The sequence below is a fragment of the Thermosporothrix hazakensis genome, from assembly GCF_003253565.1.
Classification (GTDB): Bacteria; Chloroflexota; Ktedonobacteria; order Ktedonobacterales; family Ktedonobacteraceae; genus Thermosporothrix; species Thermosporothrix hazakensis.
In genome coordinates this window covers 311,795-329,073 of sequence record NZ_QKUF01000003.1, presented here as the reverse complement: position 1 = coordinate 329,073, position 17,279 = coordinate 311,795, and the positions used below count along the sequence as shown (strand labels likewise).

Below are 17,279 nucleotides of genomic sequence, written 5' to 3'. Positions count from 1 at the left end.
CCTGAACCCCAGCAACTCATACACCGCGTCGTTCGCCTGTTGGATCTTCCCTTCCAGATCTGAAACAAACACCGGGTCTGGCGCGTTCTTGATCAGGTTATCCGAGTAGGCCCGGGCTTTATCCAGCTCTCGCATATCGCGCAGGATGCCGATCGCTCCTATCACTTTGCCATCTGCATCACGCAACGCCGAGGCATTGAGCGTTGTGGGAATCACTTCCCCCGATGCGCTCCGCGGATTCAGTCGCGCATTTCGCGTTACCCCCTTCTCGATCACTTCCCGTAACGCGGCGGTGAACTCACGGGTCTCTTCCGGGCTGATAAAGCGCGAGAGCGACTGTTCCAATACCTCGTCTGTACGGAATCCTAGCAACTCATACACCGCGTCGTTCGCCTGCAAGATCTTTCCTTCCAGATCTGAAACGAACACCGGATCAGGTGCGTTCTTAATTAAATTATCAGCATCCAGAGATCGAGAACTGGTCCCCACATCATTCATGGAGTCCATCTTCTCGGTGGTTGAGGTATTAGAGGATACCGCTTTATCGGCCATCAGAAATATTCCTCCCATCATTGACAAGGCAGCCATTCTGACGAGGTAGACCTGATCGTGTCCTCGTCCGCTCTATGTACGATGCATTTCATGCATTGTCTCTGTTTAGAACTCAACAGATTGTTTTTTCAAAGTATACAGAAAAAGTCCCATACTGACAAGGAGACCATATTCCGCTGAGGCTTTTTCTGGAATCCCCTTGTGCTCCTCTTCAGTACGTTGACATCTGTTGACATAATACTCCATCACCCGATGAGAGTAAAGGGGGATAGCAAGGATAGATCGCGCTCGTATTTTAGCTCATCCATAGAGAACGCGTCTCTCTGATGCATCCTCACGCTTGTACACCCCATGATTCACACAATAAAAAATTACAACTTTTTCATTTTAGGGACAGTAACACATTTTTCTCAATGTCTATGATATACTTGGATCAAGTGCTTGGCAGCACCTTTTCAGCAGTTTCCCCATGAACCAGATGACCTGTTTCTTTTTTTGGGAGTGTTTAGATTGACACATTCACACCTATCACAACACGCTAAACAAAAAGTAGTAGGACCAACCAAGGAGAATGAAACCATTCCGCTCTCATCTGAGGCGCAAGCGTTTATTACAGCAAGTCGTTTCTGTGCTCTGGGCTGTACAGATCCATGCGGGGGCCTTCGAGGCCTGTTCTTAACGGGAGATATTGCCTATGCGCCCAACGCTTCCACCTGTCTGGTACAGATCAACCAGCAGTTCCATACCATGCCCACTTTTTTATATCTCTGCCGTGCTCTGAGCATGCAACAAATAGTCACTCCGGGCCTCTGTTTTCTACACCATGATCTTCGGCAATGCCTGAATGTGAGAAGTATTGCAGAGATGGTGCTACTTGAAAAGAACGGTGTCGCCTGGCTGCGTTTCCAGGTCACGCAGGCAACGACGCAATCACTTCTAGAGAACAAAGAAGAGGCTCTTGCATACCCATGTGCCATCCTCTCCCTGTATCAAATGCTGAAGCATACGAGCGGGGCAACAACCATCCCATTCCCCTGCCAGCAGCTTGGTTTCTTCTGGACGGAGACCCTCAGAGACAGCGCAATGTTCGCAGGCTCTCTATTCAGTATGCTTGCGGTAAGCCCACAAGAAAAGACCGTGTACCTGAAACAGGTCTCTCATATATTTCCGACCGTGACGACAAACAACATGCATTGCTCTCTGATGCTCCCGGATATCCAGCAACAGCATACCCTCTGTCTGAGCGGTCAGGCACGCATGCAGCCCATCGAGACCCTTTCAGCAGAGCTGCACGGCTCAGTAGCACATCATGTACTGGCCTTTCAGGTCCAGAGGGCAGAACTTCAGCGGGCAGACGGCACGATTGAAATCGTTTAGCAGATCACCTCATTTCCGTCTGTCTCTCCAGAGAAGCTGCTGTCATCTCTTGCAGAACAGCGGCTTCTCTCTTTCTACCTACTTGAGCCTCTATCCCTTATTATTGAAAAAGCTCCACCCGGAGTTGTCCGGGCAGAGCTTTCATACTGCATAAACTTAATCGCCAACAGGTGTCTCAATCTCAAGGCCAAGCCCACGAGCAACACGAGCACCATAGTCAGGATCAGCGCGATAGAAGAGCTTCACCTGACGCTCGGCAATCTCTTTGTGCTTGATATTCTTCATATGCGAAACGATGTTATGCACAAGACGTGCCTTCTCATCCTCGCTCATCAAGCGATAAAGCATGCCGGGCTGCACGAAGTCATTATCCTCCAGATTATAGGCGACACGGCGCGCGGTGCCCTGGACTGGCAGCTCTTCCTCGTTCTGATAGAACTGAGGGGCCGCAACAGGACCATTGAAGCTATTCGGCTCATAGTTCGGGCGTGAACCACCATTATCATCGAAACGCATCGCACCATCACGGCGATAGTTTTGCACCTCAACGCGCGGGCGGTTGATTGGCAGCAGCGCGTAGTTTGTGCCCAGGCGATGGCGATGCGTATCCGGATAGGAGAAGATACGACCTTGAAGCATCTTGTCAGGCGAGAACCCGATACCTGGAACAATATTGGTCGGAGCAAATGCGGCCTGCTCAACCTCGGCGAAGTAGTTCTCCGGGTTGCGATTCAGCACCATGCGACCAACTGGGATTAACGGATAATCTTTATGTAACCAGACTTTAGTGACATCGAATGGATCGAAGCGATACGTTGCAGCATCCTCAAGCGGCATGATCTGCACGTAGAGCGTCCAGGTAGCCTCTCTGCCAGATGCGATATGCTCGAAGAGGTCCTGTGTTGCATAGTCGGGATTCTCACCGGCCATGCGGATCGCCTCTTCGTTAGTCCAGTTCTCAATACCAGCATCGGTCTTGAAGTGGTACTTGACCCAGTGCGCCTTACCCTCAGCGTTGATCCACTTGAAGGTATGGGAACCGAAGCCGTCCATATTGCGATAGGTCTTCGGGGTGCCACGATCAGAGAAGAGGATGGTGACCTGATGCAGGGACTCAGGAGTCAGAGAGAAGAAGTCCCAGAATGCATCGGGATCTTTCAGGTTTGTCTGTGGGTTGCGCTTCTGCGTATGGATCAGGTCCGGGAACTTGATCGCATCACGAATGAAGAAGACCGGAGTGTTGTTGCCGACAATGTCATAGTTCCCCTCTTCGGTATAGAACTTGACAGCGAAACCACGCGGATCGCGGGCGCTATCGGCAGAACCTTTCTCTCCGCCTACGGTCGAGAAACGAACGAAGAGCGGAGTGCGCTTTCCAACTTCGCTCAGGAAAGCTGCTTTCGTGTATTTAGTCACATCATGAGTTACCTCAAAATAACCGTGTGCACCAGCGCCCTTTGCATGAACAACACGCTCCGGGATACGCTCACGATCAAAATGAGCAAGCTTCTCAATCAGATGGAAATCTTCAAGCAGGGTGGGTCCAGGGTAACCCGCAGTCAGCGAGTTTTTGTTATCCGGAGCAGGAATACCGAAATCAGTCGTTAGATAATTTTTCTTCTCGTCAGCCATGAAAAACCTTTCTACATTTCCGAGGAGAGGACAATACCATCCCCCAAAGATAAGACAACAACGCTACCGCTTGAGTAAGCTCTGCTGTCCCGATCACTCAGGGCAACCCCCATCTTGAAAACGGATAAGGCCCTCATAGTCGATCGCCTCTCATCCACGGCAAGCCTACAGGATGAAAACGAATAAACAGCAGAAAGACACCGCTGTTTCTCCTTTTCTCTCAGGGGAACCTGTCCCTTGCTTGAACAAGCGTACCAGAGAAAAACCAGGATGTCAAGCGGCTTTAAACAGCGAAAGGCTTCTTCTTTAGAACAACCTTGCCTGTCTCCAAGCCTATTATTGCCTGCGCATAAAAAGCAATACAAACAGGCCGGTCATTATCTTCAACTCAATTCTTGCAAGTTTATTACGTACAACAGTATACTACTGTTTTCGTCGTATGACAAGAGATGCCATATAGTACCATTTACCCAACCACTACCTGTCCATTCTGCCAGGGAACAGGTGCTTCCTGAGAGGGCTTCCCTTGTCAGGAACAGTTCTCGTGTTGTCTACTAAACTCAGTTTTGTACAGCGCTCTTTTCTTAATTCGCTACGAACAGGAGCACAGAACCTATGCAAGTACTGGTTATCGGTTGTGGCATCTCCGGATTGACAACCGGGATCAGCCTGTTGCGTGCCGGATATTCGGTACATATCAAGGCAAAAGACCTGCCACCCAATACCACCTCAAACATCGCAGCCGCGGTCTGGTATCCCTACAATGCCTTCCCTAGAGACCGAATTACCGCGTGGGGCAAAATCGCGTTTCGTATCTTTCAGACTCACGCTACAAAGCCGGAAACAGGGGTGCTGATGCGCTCTTTTCTGGAAGTCAAGCCTGCGCCTGTCGGTGATCCCTGGTGGCTCGAAGCCGTTGAGAGCTTCAGACATGCCACACCGGACGAGCTCCCCGCAGGGTACGCCGATGGCTATGTCTTTGAGACCCCTGTCATTGATACCAGTCGCTACCTTCCCTACTTAATGCAGGTATTTCAGCAGGAAGGCGGACTCATTACCCGGGAAACTGTGACTACGCTCGGCGACGCTTTGACCGAATACCCAATCGTCATCAACTGTAGCGGCCTGGGAGCCCGCGAACTGGTTGGAGATCGCGATATCCATGCCGGACGAGGCCAGACCATTCGAATCAAACAGAACGGCTTCCAGCGCGTCATTGTAGACGACGAGGGGCCTAACAAACTCGCGTACATTGTACCACGCACCTCTGATATCATTCTCGGTGGTGTCGATGAAGAAAACAATGAAAACACGAGTATTATTCCAGAACAAAATAGTGGCATTTTACAACGCTGTGCCAACCTTGCCCCACAGTTTGCCAATCTCAAGCCGGAAGATATTCTGAGCGTCCAGTGCGGGCTGCGTCCCCTGCGCTCGCGCATTCGTCTTGAAGCCGAGCGCCCCGTCCCTGATCGCCTGCTGGTGCATAACTATGGACATGGCGGATCAGGTGTAACGCTTTCCTGGGGATGTGCAACAGAGGTTGTCACGCTCGTTAAACAACACACAGCCTGAACGTTTATGGATCCAGGGGAGCTGCATTCAACACTAGAGGCAGGGTGAACCAGAAAGTTGAGCCGACACCCGGCCTGCTTTCGGCCCCTGTCGCTCCCTGATGTAACTCGATGATCCTGCGGCAGAACGCCAACCCCAGGCCCAGACCAGCCCCGCCTATCGCCTGAGTAGCGGGGTCCAACGCCTTCGCATCAGACCGATAAAACCACTCCCAGATTTTTTCCAGCTCTTCCGCACCCAGACCGGGCCCCTCATCGTGTACCGCAACATATGCACAGGTTTCTCTGCGCTCAAGGGAAACCTCTATTTGGCCATCGCTGCGCCCATACTTCAACGCGTTCGTGACATAGTTATTAATAACCTGAGTGATACGGTCTGCATCCATAAAGACAAGAAGCTCATCTTTCACTGCCAGCGAAAGCTGAATGCATCGCGCCGGAAATGCAGCCTGTAACGCCGCCACACTCTCCGAGACCACTCGAACCAGATCACCGGCCAGCAGCCGTAACTCTAACCGGTTGGTCTGCATCCTGGTGACATCCTGCAAATCGTCGACCAGACGTTCCTGTAGTTTCAGTTGACTTCCAGCCTGAGTGAGCAGGTGTGAGAGATCAAGCAGACGCTCCTGTACCTGAGCATCACATTCCTCCTGAAGCCACTTTGTCAGTAACCCTCGAGCGACCTGAAGGTGCATGCTGACTGCGGTCAGTGGGGTGCGCAACTCATGGCTGACGATGCCAAGAAAAGCTCTCATCCGCTGATTGGGAGAGAGACCTTCTTCCTGAAAAAGCCCGGCCACAGCATCCGCAAAACGGTTCGCCCGAGCTACATCTTCAGGTGTCCAGGGGGACTCTGGATGCGCTCGCAAAACCAGAAATACCGCTTGCGCCCCGATTTCCAGCGGCAGCAGTAACGAGGCTTCTTGCTCCAGCAAAAGCGCCTGACCGGGAACACATCGTTCCACAAGCTCAGCAGGAAGTGAGATGGTTTGCTGCTGAAGCTCTTCCCCGCCCGACACAAAGCAAGCGACGTTCATTGCAGCATCTGGAATGGCAGCACGAGTACACACATAGGCACAGGAACAGCGCAACGTGTGCACAGCTAATCGTGCTACTGATGAGAAAACGTCGTCTCTGTGCTCGTCCATTTGTCTTTGGTGTTTATCAATCATACTGTTACCATGCAGGAGCAGACGCCCCGTTTTTCACAAAGAGTTGTAGAAATCGGGCACCCTGGTGGTCAGGGAAGATGATGGCCCTGAGATCTCTCACTGTCTATCCACATCCACCTGATACACTTCTCTGAGCGTCCCTTTTTCAGAGGAAGAGATACCAGCCAAACGAATGCCTTCTTGCTTTGCACTCGTTTTCACAGGTGGCATTACGCTACTAACCTCAAGTATACTCCTGTTATTCACCATTCGTAAATATACAGAAATATAAACCCATCAATAGCTCACCTTGCTGAGTATACAGGGCTTCTAAAGAAACCCTTGCTTTATCCCTTGAATATCTCGATCAGGTTTTCTCGCGTCTCGCTCAGTACCGCGACCTCATTCGTCGTTGGTGAGCAAGCAACTAACTGTCTTCCGGGCAAAATCGCGTCAGGAGCGCTCTCGGTGGGAGATCCCACCAGCACGGCCTGACACCGTAAAGCCAGCATCAGGCGCCCATCTCCCGTGAGACTAATGCTTCGCGGAGAGCCCGGCAGCTCAGTCCAGAGATAGGGGCGTGTCACATTATCCACATGCCAGCTTATTACTTTCCTGTCACAAAAGGCGGCGCTCAGCCAGCGGCCATCAGGCGACCAGGCAACCGCTGTTACGGCCCGCTGAGCCTCTATCAGGACTTTCCTCCGGATCGTGCGCCCCTCAACCCGCCAGCAGGCCACCATCCCATTCTGACCGCCCGCAAGCAGGAGACTGCCCTTTGGAGACCAATGCATCACCCCGACCGTTTCAGCAACCATATCCGGTGTCATAATCGTCTCATAACGATCGAGCAAGCGGCCAGACAGCGTTTCGGGCGTTATTGCGTAAAGGTCTATCTGGCTGCCATGCCAGACGGCCAGACAGTCCCGCCTCGACCAATCAAGCGCCTTAACTGGTCTTCCCTCATAGGGAAGCATCAGCGGGTAGGGTCGTTGTCGCTGCACATCCCAGAAGGCAAGTCCACCCGGCACACTGACTGCCACAATGTTTCCATCGGGAGACCAGCAGAGCGCTGCGGCCTCAAGGGCGGAACGCACCTGTATAAGCTGTGTTTTGCGTTCCGGTCCAAGTATCAAGGGCGGATAATCATAGCAAGTGCAGCCTAACAGGGCACCCGTTGGCGACCAGAGCAGGCTTCTTGGCGTCACCATTATCCCATAGCTTCTGACCAATTTGACGGGCAAAGGGGTATAAAATGGCCCCTGGGCCTGCTTGTGCTCTTCAAGGGGGTCTTCTGCGTCCCGTGGCTCCGGCAACGGCTCATCCAGAATTCGTTCGCTGGTAATTTCCGGGTCCAGTTCAATCATGACATCTGGTGCAATGATCTCACGCTCATCTCGCTCCTGTACCGAGAAATTGGCCGACGTGCCGGGAGCCAGCATCGCACCCGGTTCCCAGATTACCTCACCATAGCTTCGTGCCCCGGCAGCCGTCATATCTTCAGTGAGGGCCTCAATGGCACTGTAGAGCGCCTTACCAAAAGCGAGGACAGAAGGAAAACGCTCTTCTGGCTTCTTTGCCAATCCTCGATGAATCACCTCATCGATCGCCCCTGCCGGAATGCGCTGCGGGTTGAGCCTGCTTGGCAGGATAGGAGCCAGATGTCTATGGGCATCGCGATACTCCTGGCGATCAGCTACCCGGTAAGGATAGCGCCCTGTCAACAACCAGCAAGCCATTACTGCCAGCGAATATTGATCTGAAGCACAACAAACAAGCCCATCAATCTGCTCGGGTGCAGCAAACTCATATGTGCCTATGAATCCGCTGGCCTCTTCCACCTCGACCCCTCGATGCAGCATACGGGCAATTCCAAAATCGCAAAGATAGAGTTTGGCAGCTCTTCGGGCGCTCCCGACACTCTCAACCAGAAAGTTGGCAGGCTTGACATCGCGATGGACAATCTGAGGCTTGTGCCTGTGCAAATACCAGAGCGTTTCAGCCGCCTGTAGAATCATATCTGCGATCTGCACTAAAGACCACGGCTGCGCCCGCTTTGCCAGATTTAGTAACGAGCCTTCAGGCTTATACGGAACCACCAGATAGGGCACCCGTTGCGTACCAATATAGGTCCAACCAGAATCGAGAATAGAGAGAATATGCGGATGGTTCAGGCTACGCCCGAGCTCGATTTCGCGTAAAAAGCGCCTTTTTGCCTCTTCGTTCAGGCGCTCGTCATCCTTAATCGGGCACATCAATTTCAGAACCAGTGTATCCCGGCGTAATGGGTCTCGAACCAACCAGACATCACCCATACCACCCTCTTTCAAGGGTTTCAGACACTCATATCGCTCTATCTGTCTGGGTGCTTTTTCCATCTTTGCACACCTCACCCTGTCGTGTTTCCGTTCTCAGTTACGCTTTACTACCCCTTACTTTACCAGACGATTCTCTCCCTCTATTTCTCAATTCTTCTGATTCTCTACATGTTCAATTTGTTTTATTGCTTATTGCGCCTTGCCCTGTTTTCCTTTATTTGAAGGGACACTTCCACGAAGCATCTCCTCAAGCTGGTTTTTCTGTTGTTCGCAACGACGTGCTAAGTGCTCTACCTGATCCTCTAAATCTCTGACTTTGAGCTGTGCTTTACGCAACGCCTGTTCTTTCTTCTCGCTTTCTGCCTGGCTCTCTTCATATTCAACACGCAGCTTTGCCAGTTCATCCATCAGTGCATCAATCTTCTGTGACATTTCTACATCAGCTTGCTCTCGCTGCTCCCGTTCACGACGCCGTGCATCCCGCTCAGCAGCCAGTTCACGCTTCAGACGCGCAAGCTGAGGCATAAAGCGCCGCCCAAGCAGGACCGCGAAGAGCTCATATTCAGGCTCATTGGGTCCACTGCTCTGCAACAACTCCTGCAAGCGCTGAACATTCCAGGTACCACCCGCCAGCAAACCGCCCAGAGCCCGAAGCGCAACTTCCAATCCCTGCGGGTCCCGAAGCGTTCCCTGTGCATCAAATACCCCATAACTGCTGAGATCTTGCGCCAGATGCGCAATCTCAGTCGGAGCCACCGAAAGACCAAGCAGAGCAGCCAGTTCCGGGCGCAGCTCTTCCACCGTCTCAGGAGAGGTGAACGCATCTTCAAGCAAGAACTGCGAACGACGTCCCATCAGCAGGAAGAGATACGCCAGCGGTCTATAGCGTCTCGGATCTTCATTATTCAACACATCCAGCAGATGAGTCGCGACCTGCTGTTCACCGGCCAGCAGCAGCGTTGCCATCACACGTGCATTCGCCCTGCTGTCCTCATGCTCCTGTACATACTGAATGAGCGTATGCAGCATCTCGGCCTCGTGATTCTTCTCTTCCTCCCAAACTCGCTCTAAGAGGAAGAACATGCCCATTACCATTTTTGGCGTTTCATCAGATGAGAGCAAAGAAAGCAGTTCTCCAGCCACCACCCGATTCGGGATCTTCTGGAACGCCTCCAGTGCCGCATAGCGCATCGCAGGCTCACGCTGGTTGGTAATCCTCTTCCAGAGTGCTGGCAGGGCGGGGATGCCGATCTTTGCCAGGATATCCTGTGCGACCAGTGCAACCGGTCCCTGAGCCGTCAGGAGTTCCGCGACCTCCTCTGTAGCGTAATCCTTTAACTCGATCAGAGCTTGCGCGGCTCCTCTTCTGCGCTCCTCAATAAAGAGCGCCTGAATCAAGCTTTCCAGTACCTGTTGTTGATATCGTGGATTATACGCAAGTGTCACTAAAGCGACAGCACAATCAGCCTGAAGCAATGCCTGTTCAAGTCCCTGCAAGAGCGCCGGGAGACTGATTTCGGCCAGGTCTTCGGTCAACAATAAATGCAGCTTGTCGCGAGCCTTACTTCCCTGGGTATGCGGAAACAATTTGACGAGTCGCCAGACAATCCCCTGTGGATCTGAACTTTCCTGTACCAGGACCGAAACGACCTCACGGGCCCGCTCGTTTGCAACCTCTTGCTGATGCTCAAAGCCGACAAGCAGCGCCTCAAGAATATCCGGGCCAAAGGCAGGCAACAGACGAGCAGCGGCTTCTCCCTGCTCATCGTCGGCCAGTTGATTGACCAGCAACCCAATGGAGACATCAGGGTGCTTGAGCAGAAGCGGCGTCACCAGCCGCTGGAAGTTCGGGAGATGGAAGACCTCTATCAGCGCCGGGACCACATCACGTCCCTCCATTCCCTGCAACGTCTGATAGACATAGAGACGTACTCGCTGATCCTCATGCAAGAGATGACGCACCAGCACACTGGCAGCCTCGCCTCCTTGCTTTTTGAAGATCGATCTGATGCGTTCGGCTCGGAGGTCGCTGCCCACCCGTAACGCTTCCAGAAGCTCTTCTCCCGGGAACGGCGACATCATCAGGATAGTGCGCTGAACTCGCTCGATGAATGAGGGGTCATGCGGCTCCTCAAGCGCAACCACCAGATCGGGAAGCGCCAGAGGACCGAGCACGCTTAACGAGGTGCTTGCTTCCTCTCGAATGCGGACCTCAGGGTCCTGAAGCAGCTTTAAGAGCGGTGCGACCACTCTTTGCTCTGGGAAACAACTGAGCGCATGAATAATCCCCACCATCAATTGTGTATCTTGCTGCGAGCTCTGAAGCAGGGTCAACAGGGGAGAGACTGCTCGTGGGTCACGCACCAGTGCCAGAGTCTCAACCAGCAAACGCGTGCGTCCCGGCACAATATTAAAGAGGATATCAATGATTGGTGTCACAACCGGTTCCCCAATCATAACCAGAATCCGGATCGCTCGTTGCGCAATATCCTCTCGCTGATGACGCAATACGATATCAAGCACGCCCGGGATGCTCTCCGGCGCATAAGCACATAAGGCCTCTTCAACCGCTGTATAGACCTGCCATGACGGATCGGCGACGAGGCGCAACAGAGTGGTTAACGCACGTTGATCTCTGACTGCTTTCAGCACCTCAACGATACGGATACGTTCCTGTTCCGTCGCATTTTTCAGGCGCTTCAGGAGATGGGGTGTTGCCAGCGAGCCAAGATGCTGCAAAATGTACTGTGAGTGGTGCATCAGTACCTGATCTTTCTGCCCCACCTCGGACTGAAGCAGCCCATCAACCGCAGCTTCTAGCACCTTCTCCCAACGATTATCGCGTGCTCCCACCCCCTGCGTATCGCGCCCCAGGCGGATCAGAATTGCACAGGCCAGCGTCTGGACCTTGTGCTCCTTCTCATAAGGCGCGGTCAACACTCTAAAGATACACTCTAAAACCTGAAGATACTGGCGACGCGTCAACTGCTTGTAGACATTCTGCTCCATCAGGTAACGTTCTAGAATCTTTAAGACCGCCTCGTGCGCCAGGGCATGGATCTCGGGTGCTATCTGTCGGTCAGAAGGAAGCGCAGTATTTTCGATGACCGCGATCAGACGGGAGAGCGAGAGATCATGACCGAGCCGAAGCAGTCCGTTCGCAGCCCGATTCACAACCTGAATCTCTGTATCGTACAACAACTGAATCAGCGGCTCGACAGCATGAGGATCACGCGTTCTTCCCAGAATATCAGCGGCAGCCTCGCGCAACAGCGTCTTATTCCCGGGATCTGCAAGGCGGATCGCCCGCTCCACCACAATAGAGCCAAAGCGCCCCAACACACGCGCAATCCTGAGAACCATTTCCCTGGGGCTACTATCGACCATATCAAGGAGATAGGTGAACAGCAGATCGGGGACAAGATTTCTATCAAGCAGGACAAGCAGTTCATCGATGCCCTCATAGGAGATCAAGGGCAACAGGGAACGATAGACCTCATCTCCCCCCTCCTCAACACAGCGCTTCAGGATGCCAGCCACCGCTTCACGACTGTTCTTATTCCTGACAACCGTCACCAGGGCATTTTCAATGCTCGTTGTCAGATGTACAGGGCGTCTGTTTTCGGCCTGTGGCGGTGTCCAGAGTACTCCAACACAGACAAGCGCCAGGACCAGCCCCTGATAGATATAGCGTACGTTCTTCAAACCTGCTGCCGCAAAGCACTCAGCAAGCACCAGCGGATCTTTCAGCAGGCCTGCCCAGATAGCAACCGGCTCGCTCCAGAGGCTCAGGTCTTTCAGGAGATCTTCGCGCAACTGTGCATGCGCGATCCGGCGTTCATCCGTGGCCATACAGAAATACTCAGCAACAAAGTACTCAGCAATGAGCTCATGCCGGAAGCTCAGAATACCCTTTTGACTGATATCCAGCAGATTCGCGGAGGTCGCAAAGCGAAGACATAGCTCAACCTCATCGCGATCCAGGCTCTCGAACGTCTCGTTATCAGGCTCAAATGGCCCATGAGGTGGGTGATCTGCCAGCCAGAAAACCAGTTCGTCGGCGCTCTGGGTCATACTGATGCCCCGGCCATTCCCAACCGAGACACCAAGCTGCAACGCATTCCGATTGTGGTCACACCGGGCTGCACAGGCAATGATCGCCAGCATCTGAATAAACTTCTGCTCATCTGGAGCGTTGTGCTGCCAGCGTCTCTGCTCCTTCACGATCACCTGTCGCACCCACTCGCGCAAAAGCCGCCCTCGGGTGTCTACCTGCTTGCCGCGTTCCACCCCGATCTGGTCAATAATCTCCATCAGCGTGACAAGCATCATCGGATTCGTGCAATGATAGCGCAAACGGCTACGGTCAATAACCTCCATAATCTCATCATCAGAATGGTGCCATTCAGATTGTGTTTTGACATAGCGCTCGACGAACTCACGTACCTGTTCGGGCTGCAATGGATGAATCGTTGCCAGTTCGGCCTGACCGCTCTCGACCAGCAATTTGAACTCGCTCTGTCCCTTGTAATCAATTTCGCGACATGTCATCACAATGCAGTTTCCGGTCTCACGCATCCAACCGGCCAGTTCCCGGCTGACAGCAGATTGATAGTTCCGATCAAGCTCATTGAGGCCATCACACAGTAACAGCAGCCGTCCACTTCGCGCCAGTTCTCGCAGATATGGGGCAAGAGTCCGAATCCCGGGAAGATCGCTCTCGACCAGATAGTCCAGGAGGCTCGTTTCCTGCTCTTCTTCCTGTTGTTCCAGAAACAGGCCATAGTTTTTCATGGGCACAAAGATAGGAATCCGGCCCCGATGCAGGACCACGGAGAGCGGGTTTTGAGCGGCTTCATATTGATAGACACGGAGTGCCATTGTCTTTCCTGCTCCGGGAACGCCGAGGATCAGACGATGTATACGTTGTTCTCTGCTCAGATCCAGTAAAGAAATATGTTCTTCCACTTTGCCCTGGCCCTCAGCGGTACGATGAATATTAGTCAGTGCCTTGAGAGGAGTATAGAGAGCCCGAGATTCCTTCTGTTCTTTATTGACCTTCCGCAAATAGAGCAGAAGAGCCAGAGGCTTTCTTCCAAAGAATACAAGCAAAGCAACCACCAGGAACAGCAATCCCACACCAATCAGCAACCAGGGAATCTTTATGAGTGCTGCAAAGCTCGCTGCCCTTAACACAACAAAACCAATGAAGAGATAGAGTGGTATGGCTACTACAGCAGCCACAATTACACTCATCAGAAGGGGCAGCAGCCACATCGGGCGTGTTGTTCCTATGGTCAAAAGCTGTTGTACTCTCTCATCCGTGTTCCTTCGCGGTTGTTGCTCCTGTAGCATTGCTTCCTTGATACCTTTCCGGGATATGGTGAAAACAGTATAACACGCTTCATTCAGAAACACACTGAAAAGCGGCGTTTCTGGCATCTCTGCATCTGACGCTCTTGCCTCTCAATGGGAGAAACACCTGTATGCTACCATATACACTGCTCACGTCAATGTCTGACCTTCCCTCTCTAGTACCAGGGGGCTTGTTACGCAGTACACTGCTGCCTGGCAGGCCCGCTTAACGAATACCCGGTACTGATTGATTCTCCTTTTTCTCTGTTCTTCAATGCCGGCGATACATCAGATTTTTTTCGGAATGTTGTGCTCCAATAGGAGGTATTGGCTGGCTTGGTTGGTAAAAGTTTTATTTTCACCATGATTCACGTTACAATATCCCTATGGGTAAAGAGCCATTTCGTCCTTTACGCCTTTTGCGTGCAGATCAATCAAGAGAGACCCAACCGCGCCAGCAAGCAATTACTGGCGTACAGCCCATTATTGCCCCCGCGGTTAACGAGACACCGGGTAGCATACCAACCACAGAACCACATATCACAACAGCCATCCCATTGGAAAATGATACCGAAGCTACCAATCTTCTGAAGAAGACCCCGAAAAGCTATCTCTTCAATCAGGCATACGGGCTATGGGTCTATATCTCCATGTTCGTGCTGGTACTGATTCTGACACACGGGCTTTCCGATCAGCAGTACGGAGCCTATGCTGTCGCGGTAACCGCATATAATACGATCCTATATATTATCGCGTTTGGTTTTGAAGATGCGACCTATACCTTTATTCCGCGCGTCTTTGCCGATCATGGGAAAGCAGCAGCGGCACATCTGATTCGCCGCCTTCTGCTCCTGCGTGTGGGGGTCCTTGTCCTGACCGCGCTCATCATGCTCTTTGGGCTACACCTACTCGCAGACCTTTTCGCAACGATCCCGCCTCTGCAGGGAGCCGCCCGCGATCTTAAGAACCCGGAGTTAGAGGCACATCTGTTACCGATTACCATCTACGTCATCAGTAGCAGTGTCGCAAGCCTGTTAACAGCACTCTGCACCGGACTCATGCGCATGCGCCTTGTCTTTTTTATCGGGAGCCTGACGCAAGCGGCTATTCTTGCTTCTGGCTATATTGTGCTACAGCTTGGTTGGGCAGTCGAAGGCGTGCTCTGGATACTTGCTCTGACCTCCGTAACTCAGATGATGGCCTTTTTCCTCTTCCTCGCGCCGTTCCTCTTCTCACGGGGCGCCCAGTACCATCAACCGCTGCTTCCGCTACTCAAACTGGGCTTCAATGCATGGCTAACAAACCTTGTTTCAGGAGCACTGTTAAAACAGGTCGCGATTACTTTATTGAGTGTTTATGCTGTCTCATTAACAGAGATCGGTTACTTTAATCTGGCGTTCCAGCTTGCAGATGCTGCGAATCTCTTGCTGGTGTCGGGCTTTGGGGGGGTCGCCGGGGCAGCGCTGGCCGCCGCATTTATTGGCCAGAACTATCAACGCCTCTCGCGCACATGGCAGACACTCATCAAAATCGAGACACTGCTGGCTGCTCCGGGACTGGTCTTCTGCCTTTTCAACGCGCCAAGTATTGCCCATGCGCTCTACCCCGACAGCTTTGGTCCGGTTGGTGGGCTGCTGGCGGTCTTCGTCTTTTTCAATCTGATCATGCGTGTGCTGGGCACTTATATTCACCAGCCAACGCTCTACGTTGTCAACAGGTCGTCTCTGGCCATGATCAGCCAGTGGGTGGGATTGGGCGTAGTCATCCTCACCGGCGTTCTGTGCATCGGTTATTTCAAGCTGGGAGCAGCAGGAGCTCTGATCGCAGATGGCATGGGCCGTATTGTCACAGGTTCATTGATGCTGCTTTTCCTCTGGCGGAAGCTGCCGCAGAAATACCCTGTTGGCTTTACCCTGCGCTTCCTGCTGGCGCTGGCGCTGGCAGCGATTCCAAGCATTCTCTGGGTGATTCTCTGGCAACCAACTGATCGCTTTCTACTGCTCGGGTATCTGGCTGCCACTGGAAGTATCTTTATCCTGCTCTGTGCAGGCCTGTTGCTCTGGCTCAAGCCGCTCGAAAAAGCGGATCTGGAGACGATTCAGAGCGCGAAGCCCGCACTGGTTCGGTATCTACGTCCCTTCACTCGCACGACACAAGAGAAACAGGCATAAAAAAAACGGTGAGCCCTTAACAGGCTCACCATACGCATTTCTTACTGATCTAACGGTACCACCGTTACCGCTGTTCCATAACACAATACTTCAGTGACACCTTCAGCCAGCTCAGTCGCGTCATAGCGCATGCCTATAATTGCGTTTGCACCGGCTTCCTGTGCATGCTGAATCATCAGTTCATAGGCGTCGTTCCGGGCTCCCTCACACAACTCAGTATAGAGAGAGATATTACCACCGAACAACTGCTGAAACGAGGCCCCAATCTGGCCCGCCACACTACGCGAACGCACAATAATGCCTCGAACAACACCATGATTTCTCACAATGCGATAGCCGGGCAGTTCAAATGCGGTTGTAATAAAGTTATGAATGGTCAAACCCGAAGCAGGTGAACTATATTGCATACATCTCCCTCGTAAAACATGCAAGCTATAACACTAGTACGTACAGCGACAGGGCTACGTTGCTTGTCCCTCATCACTCTATGATGATACTATGAGAAGGAGGAAAAAGATTGGTAAAGGATATACACAGCCATTTCATGGACCGAAAGACACACCTTCAACCAGAACCACTTGATCCACAACTGACCATCGCCGCGTATGCGCAGGGTATCTTCCCGATGCCCGACGAAGATGGCCGGATTCAGTGGTACGCACCCGACCCAAGAGCCATTCTTGAGCATGAGAACCTGCATGTTTCGCGCTCTCTACGCGCCACAATTCGCAAGGGAATTTATGAGATTCGAAGTGATACCGCCTTCACGCAGGTCATGCGTTGCTGTGCGATGCGCGAGGAAACATGGATTAACGAAGCCTTTATCCAAACCTATACGCTGCTGCATCGGCTCGGGCTGGCACATAGTGTCGAAGCATGGAAAGATGGTACGCTGGTCGGTGGCCTCTACGGTGTCACGCTAGGAGGCGCGTTCATGGGCGAAAGCATGTTCTCCCATGCGACTGATGCATCAAAAGTCTGTCTGGTTGCGTTGGTAGAACATCTCAAACGACAAGGCTTTGTACTCCATGATACCCAGTTCCTGACACCACACCTGCAATCGCTGGGAGTTACCGAGATTCCACGAAAAGAGTATGAACGACGATTACAGGCGGCGCTTCAGCTCTCCTGCCACTGGTAAGACCTGAG

General features: G+C 52.5%; 10 protein-coding genes. 4 read left to right on the top strand and 6 right to left on the bottom strand.

What is annotated here, in order from left to right; genetic code table 11:
- A partial coding sequence (locus EI42_RS08115; protein ID WP_249033452.1) for a PAS domain-containing protein occupies positions 1-552 on the bottom strand: 552 nt, incomplete at its 3' end.
- Between the two features lie 510 nt (positions 553-1,062).
- Between EI42_RS08115 and EI42_RS08110 the strand changes: the two genes are divergently transcribed.
- Positions 1,063-1,929, top strand: coding sequence for a hypothetical protein (locus tag EI42_RS08110; protein WP_111320691.1), 867 nt, complete (start codon positions 1,063-1,065; stop codon positions 1,927-1,929).
- Between the two features lie 156 nt (positions 1,930-2,085).
- On the opposite strand, the gene EI42_RS08105 is transcribed toward EI42_RS08110, so the two are convergent.
- The gene (locus EI42_RS08105) at positions 2,086-3,561 is read right to left on the bottom strand and encodes a catalase (protein WP_111320689.1); all 1,476 of its coding nucleotides are present in this window, start codon (positions 3,559-3,561) and stop codon (positions 2,086-2,088) included.
- A 615-nt stretch (positions 3,562-4,176) separates the two neighbouring features.
- Here EI42_RS08105 and EI42_RS08100 point away from each other — a divergent pair.
- Complete coding sequence (locus EI42_RS08100; protein ID WP_111320687.1) at positions 4,177-5,136, top strand: FAD-dependent oxidoreductase; 960 nt, start codon at positions 4,177-4,179, stop codon at positions 5,134-5,136.
- A gap of 4 nt (positions 5,137-5,140) precedes the next feature.
- Here the strand turns inward: EI42_RS08100 and EI42_RS08095 are convergent, their stop codons facing one another.
- The 3 genes from EI42_RS08095 to EI42_RS08085 all read right to left on the bottom strand — a co-directional run bounded on the left by EI42_RS08095 (position 5,141) and on the right by EI42_RS08085 (position 13,905).
- A complete protein-coding gene (locus tag EI42_RS08095; RefSeq protein WP_211326075.1) occupies positions 5,141-6,283 on the bottom strand; it encodes a sensor histidine kinase in 1,143 nt (380 codons plus the stop codon).
- A gap of 350 nt (positions 6,284-6,633) precedes the next feature.
- A complete protein-coding gene (locus tag EI42_RS08090; protein ID WP_111320683.1) occupies positions 6,634-8,664 on the bottom strand; it encodes a WD40 repeat domain-containing serine/threonine protein kinase in 2,031 nt (676 codons plus the stop codon).
- A 129-nt stretch (positions 8,665-8,793) separates the two neighbouring features.
- Entirely contained in the window at positions 8,794-13,905 is a 5,112-nt protein-coding gene (locus EI42_RS08085; protein WP_170142451.1) for an NACHT domain-containing protein, read from the bottom strand.
- Positions 13,906-14,378: 473 nt separating this feature from the next.
- On the opposite strand from EI42_RS08085, the gene EI42_RS08080 reads away from it, so the two are divergent.
- Positions 14,379-16,130: a lipopolysaccharide biosynthesis protein gene (locus tag EI42_RS08080; protein WP_111320678.1), complete on the top strand. Its 1,752-nt coding sequence runs from the start codon at positions 14,379-14,381 to the stop codon at positions 16,128-16,130.
- Between the two features lie 41 nt (positions 16,131-16,171).
- On the opposite strand, the gene EI42_RS08075 is transcribed toward EI42_RS08080, so the two are convergent.
- Positions 16,172-16,537 carry a YbjQ family protein gene (locus EI42_RS08075; RefSeq protein ID WP_111320676.1) on the bottom strand — a complete coding sequence of 122 codons (366 nt, stop codon included), beginning with the start codon at positions 16,535-16,537 and terminating at the stop codon, positions 16,172-16,174.
- Between the two features lie 137 nt (positions 16,538-16,674).
- Between EI42_RS08075 and aat the strand changes: the two genes are divergently transcribed.
- The gene (gene aat, locus EI42_RS08070; RefSeq protein ID WP_111320709.1) at positions 16,675-17,271 is read left to right on the top strand and encodes a leucyl/phenylalanyl-tRNA--protein transferase; all 597 of its coding nucleotides are present in this window, start codon (positions 16,675-16,677) and stop codon (positions 17,269-17,271) included.
- Positions 17,272-17,279 lie beyond the last annotated feature (8 nt).

Excerpts from the sequence above, each read along its gene's own strand:
- EI42_RS08095 (WP_211326075.1), bottom strand. The coding sequence starts at position 6,283 with ATGGACGAGCACAGAGACGACGTTTTCTCATCAGTAGCACGATTAGCT.
- EI42_RS08090 (WP_111320683.1), bottom strand. The coding sequence starts at position 8,664 with ATGGAAAAAGCACCCAGACAGATAGAGCGATATGAGTGTCTGAAACCC.
- EI42_RS08075 (WP_111320676.1), bottom strand. The coding sequence starts at position 16,537 with ATGCAATATAGTTCACCTGCTTCGGGTTTGACCATTCATAACTTTATT.
- EI42_RS08105 (WP_111320689.1), bottom strand. The coding sequence starts at position 3,561 with ATGGCTGACGAGAAGAAAAATTATCTAACGACTGATTTCGGTATTCCT.
- EI42_RS08100 (WP_111320687.1), top strand. The coding sequence starts at position 4,177 with ATGCAAGTACTGGTTATCGGTTGTGGCATCTCCGGATTGACAACCGGG.
- aat (WP_111320709.1), top strand. The coding sequence starts at position 16,675 with ATGGACCGAAAGACACACCTTCAACCAGAACCACTTGATCCACAACTG.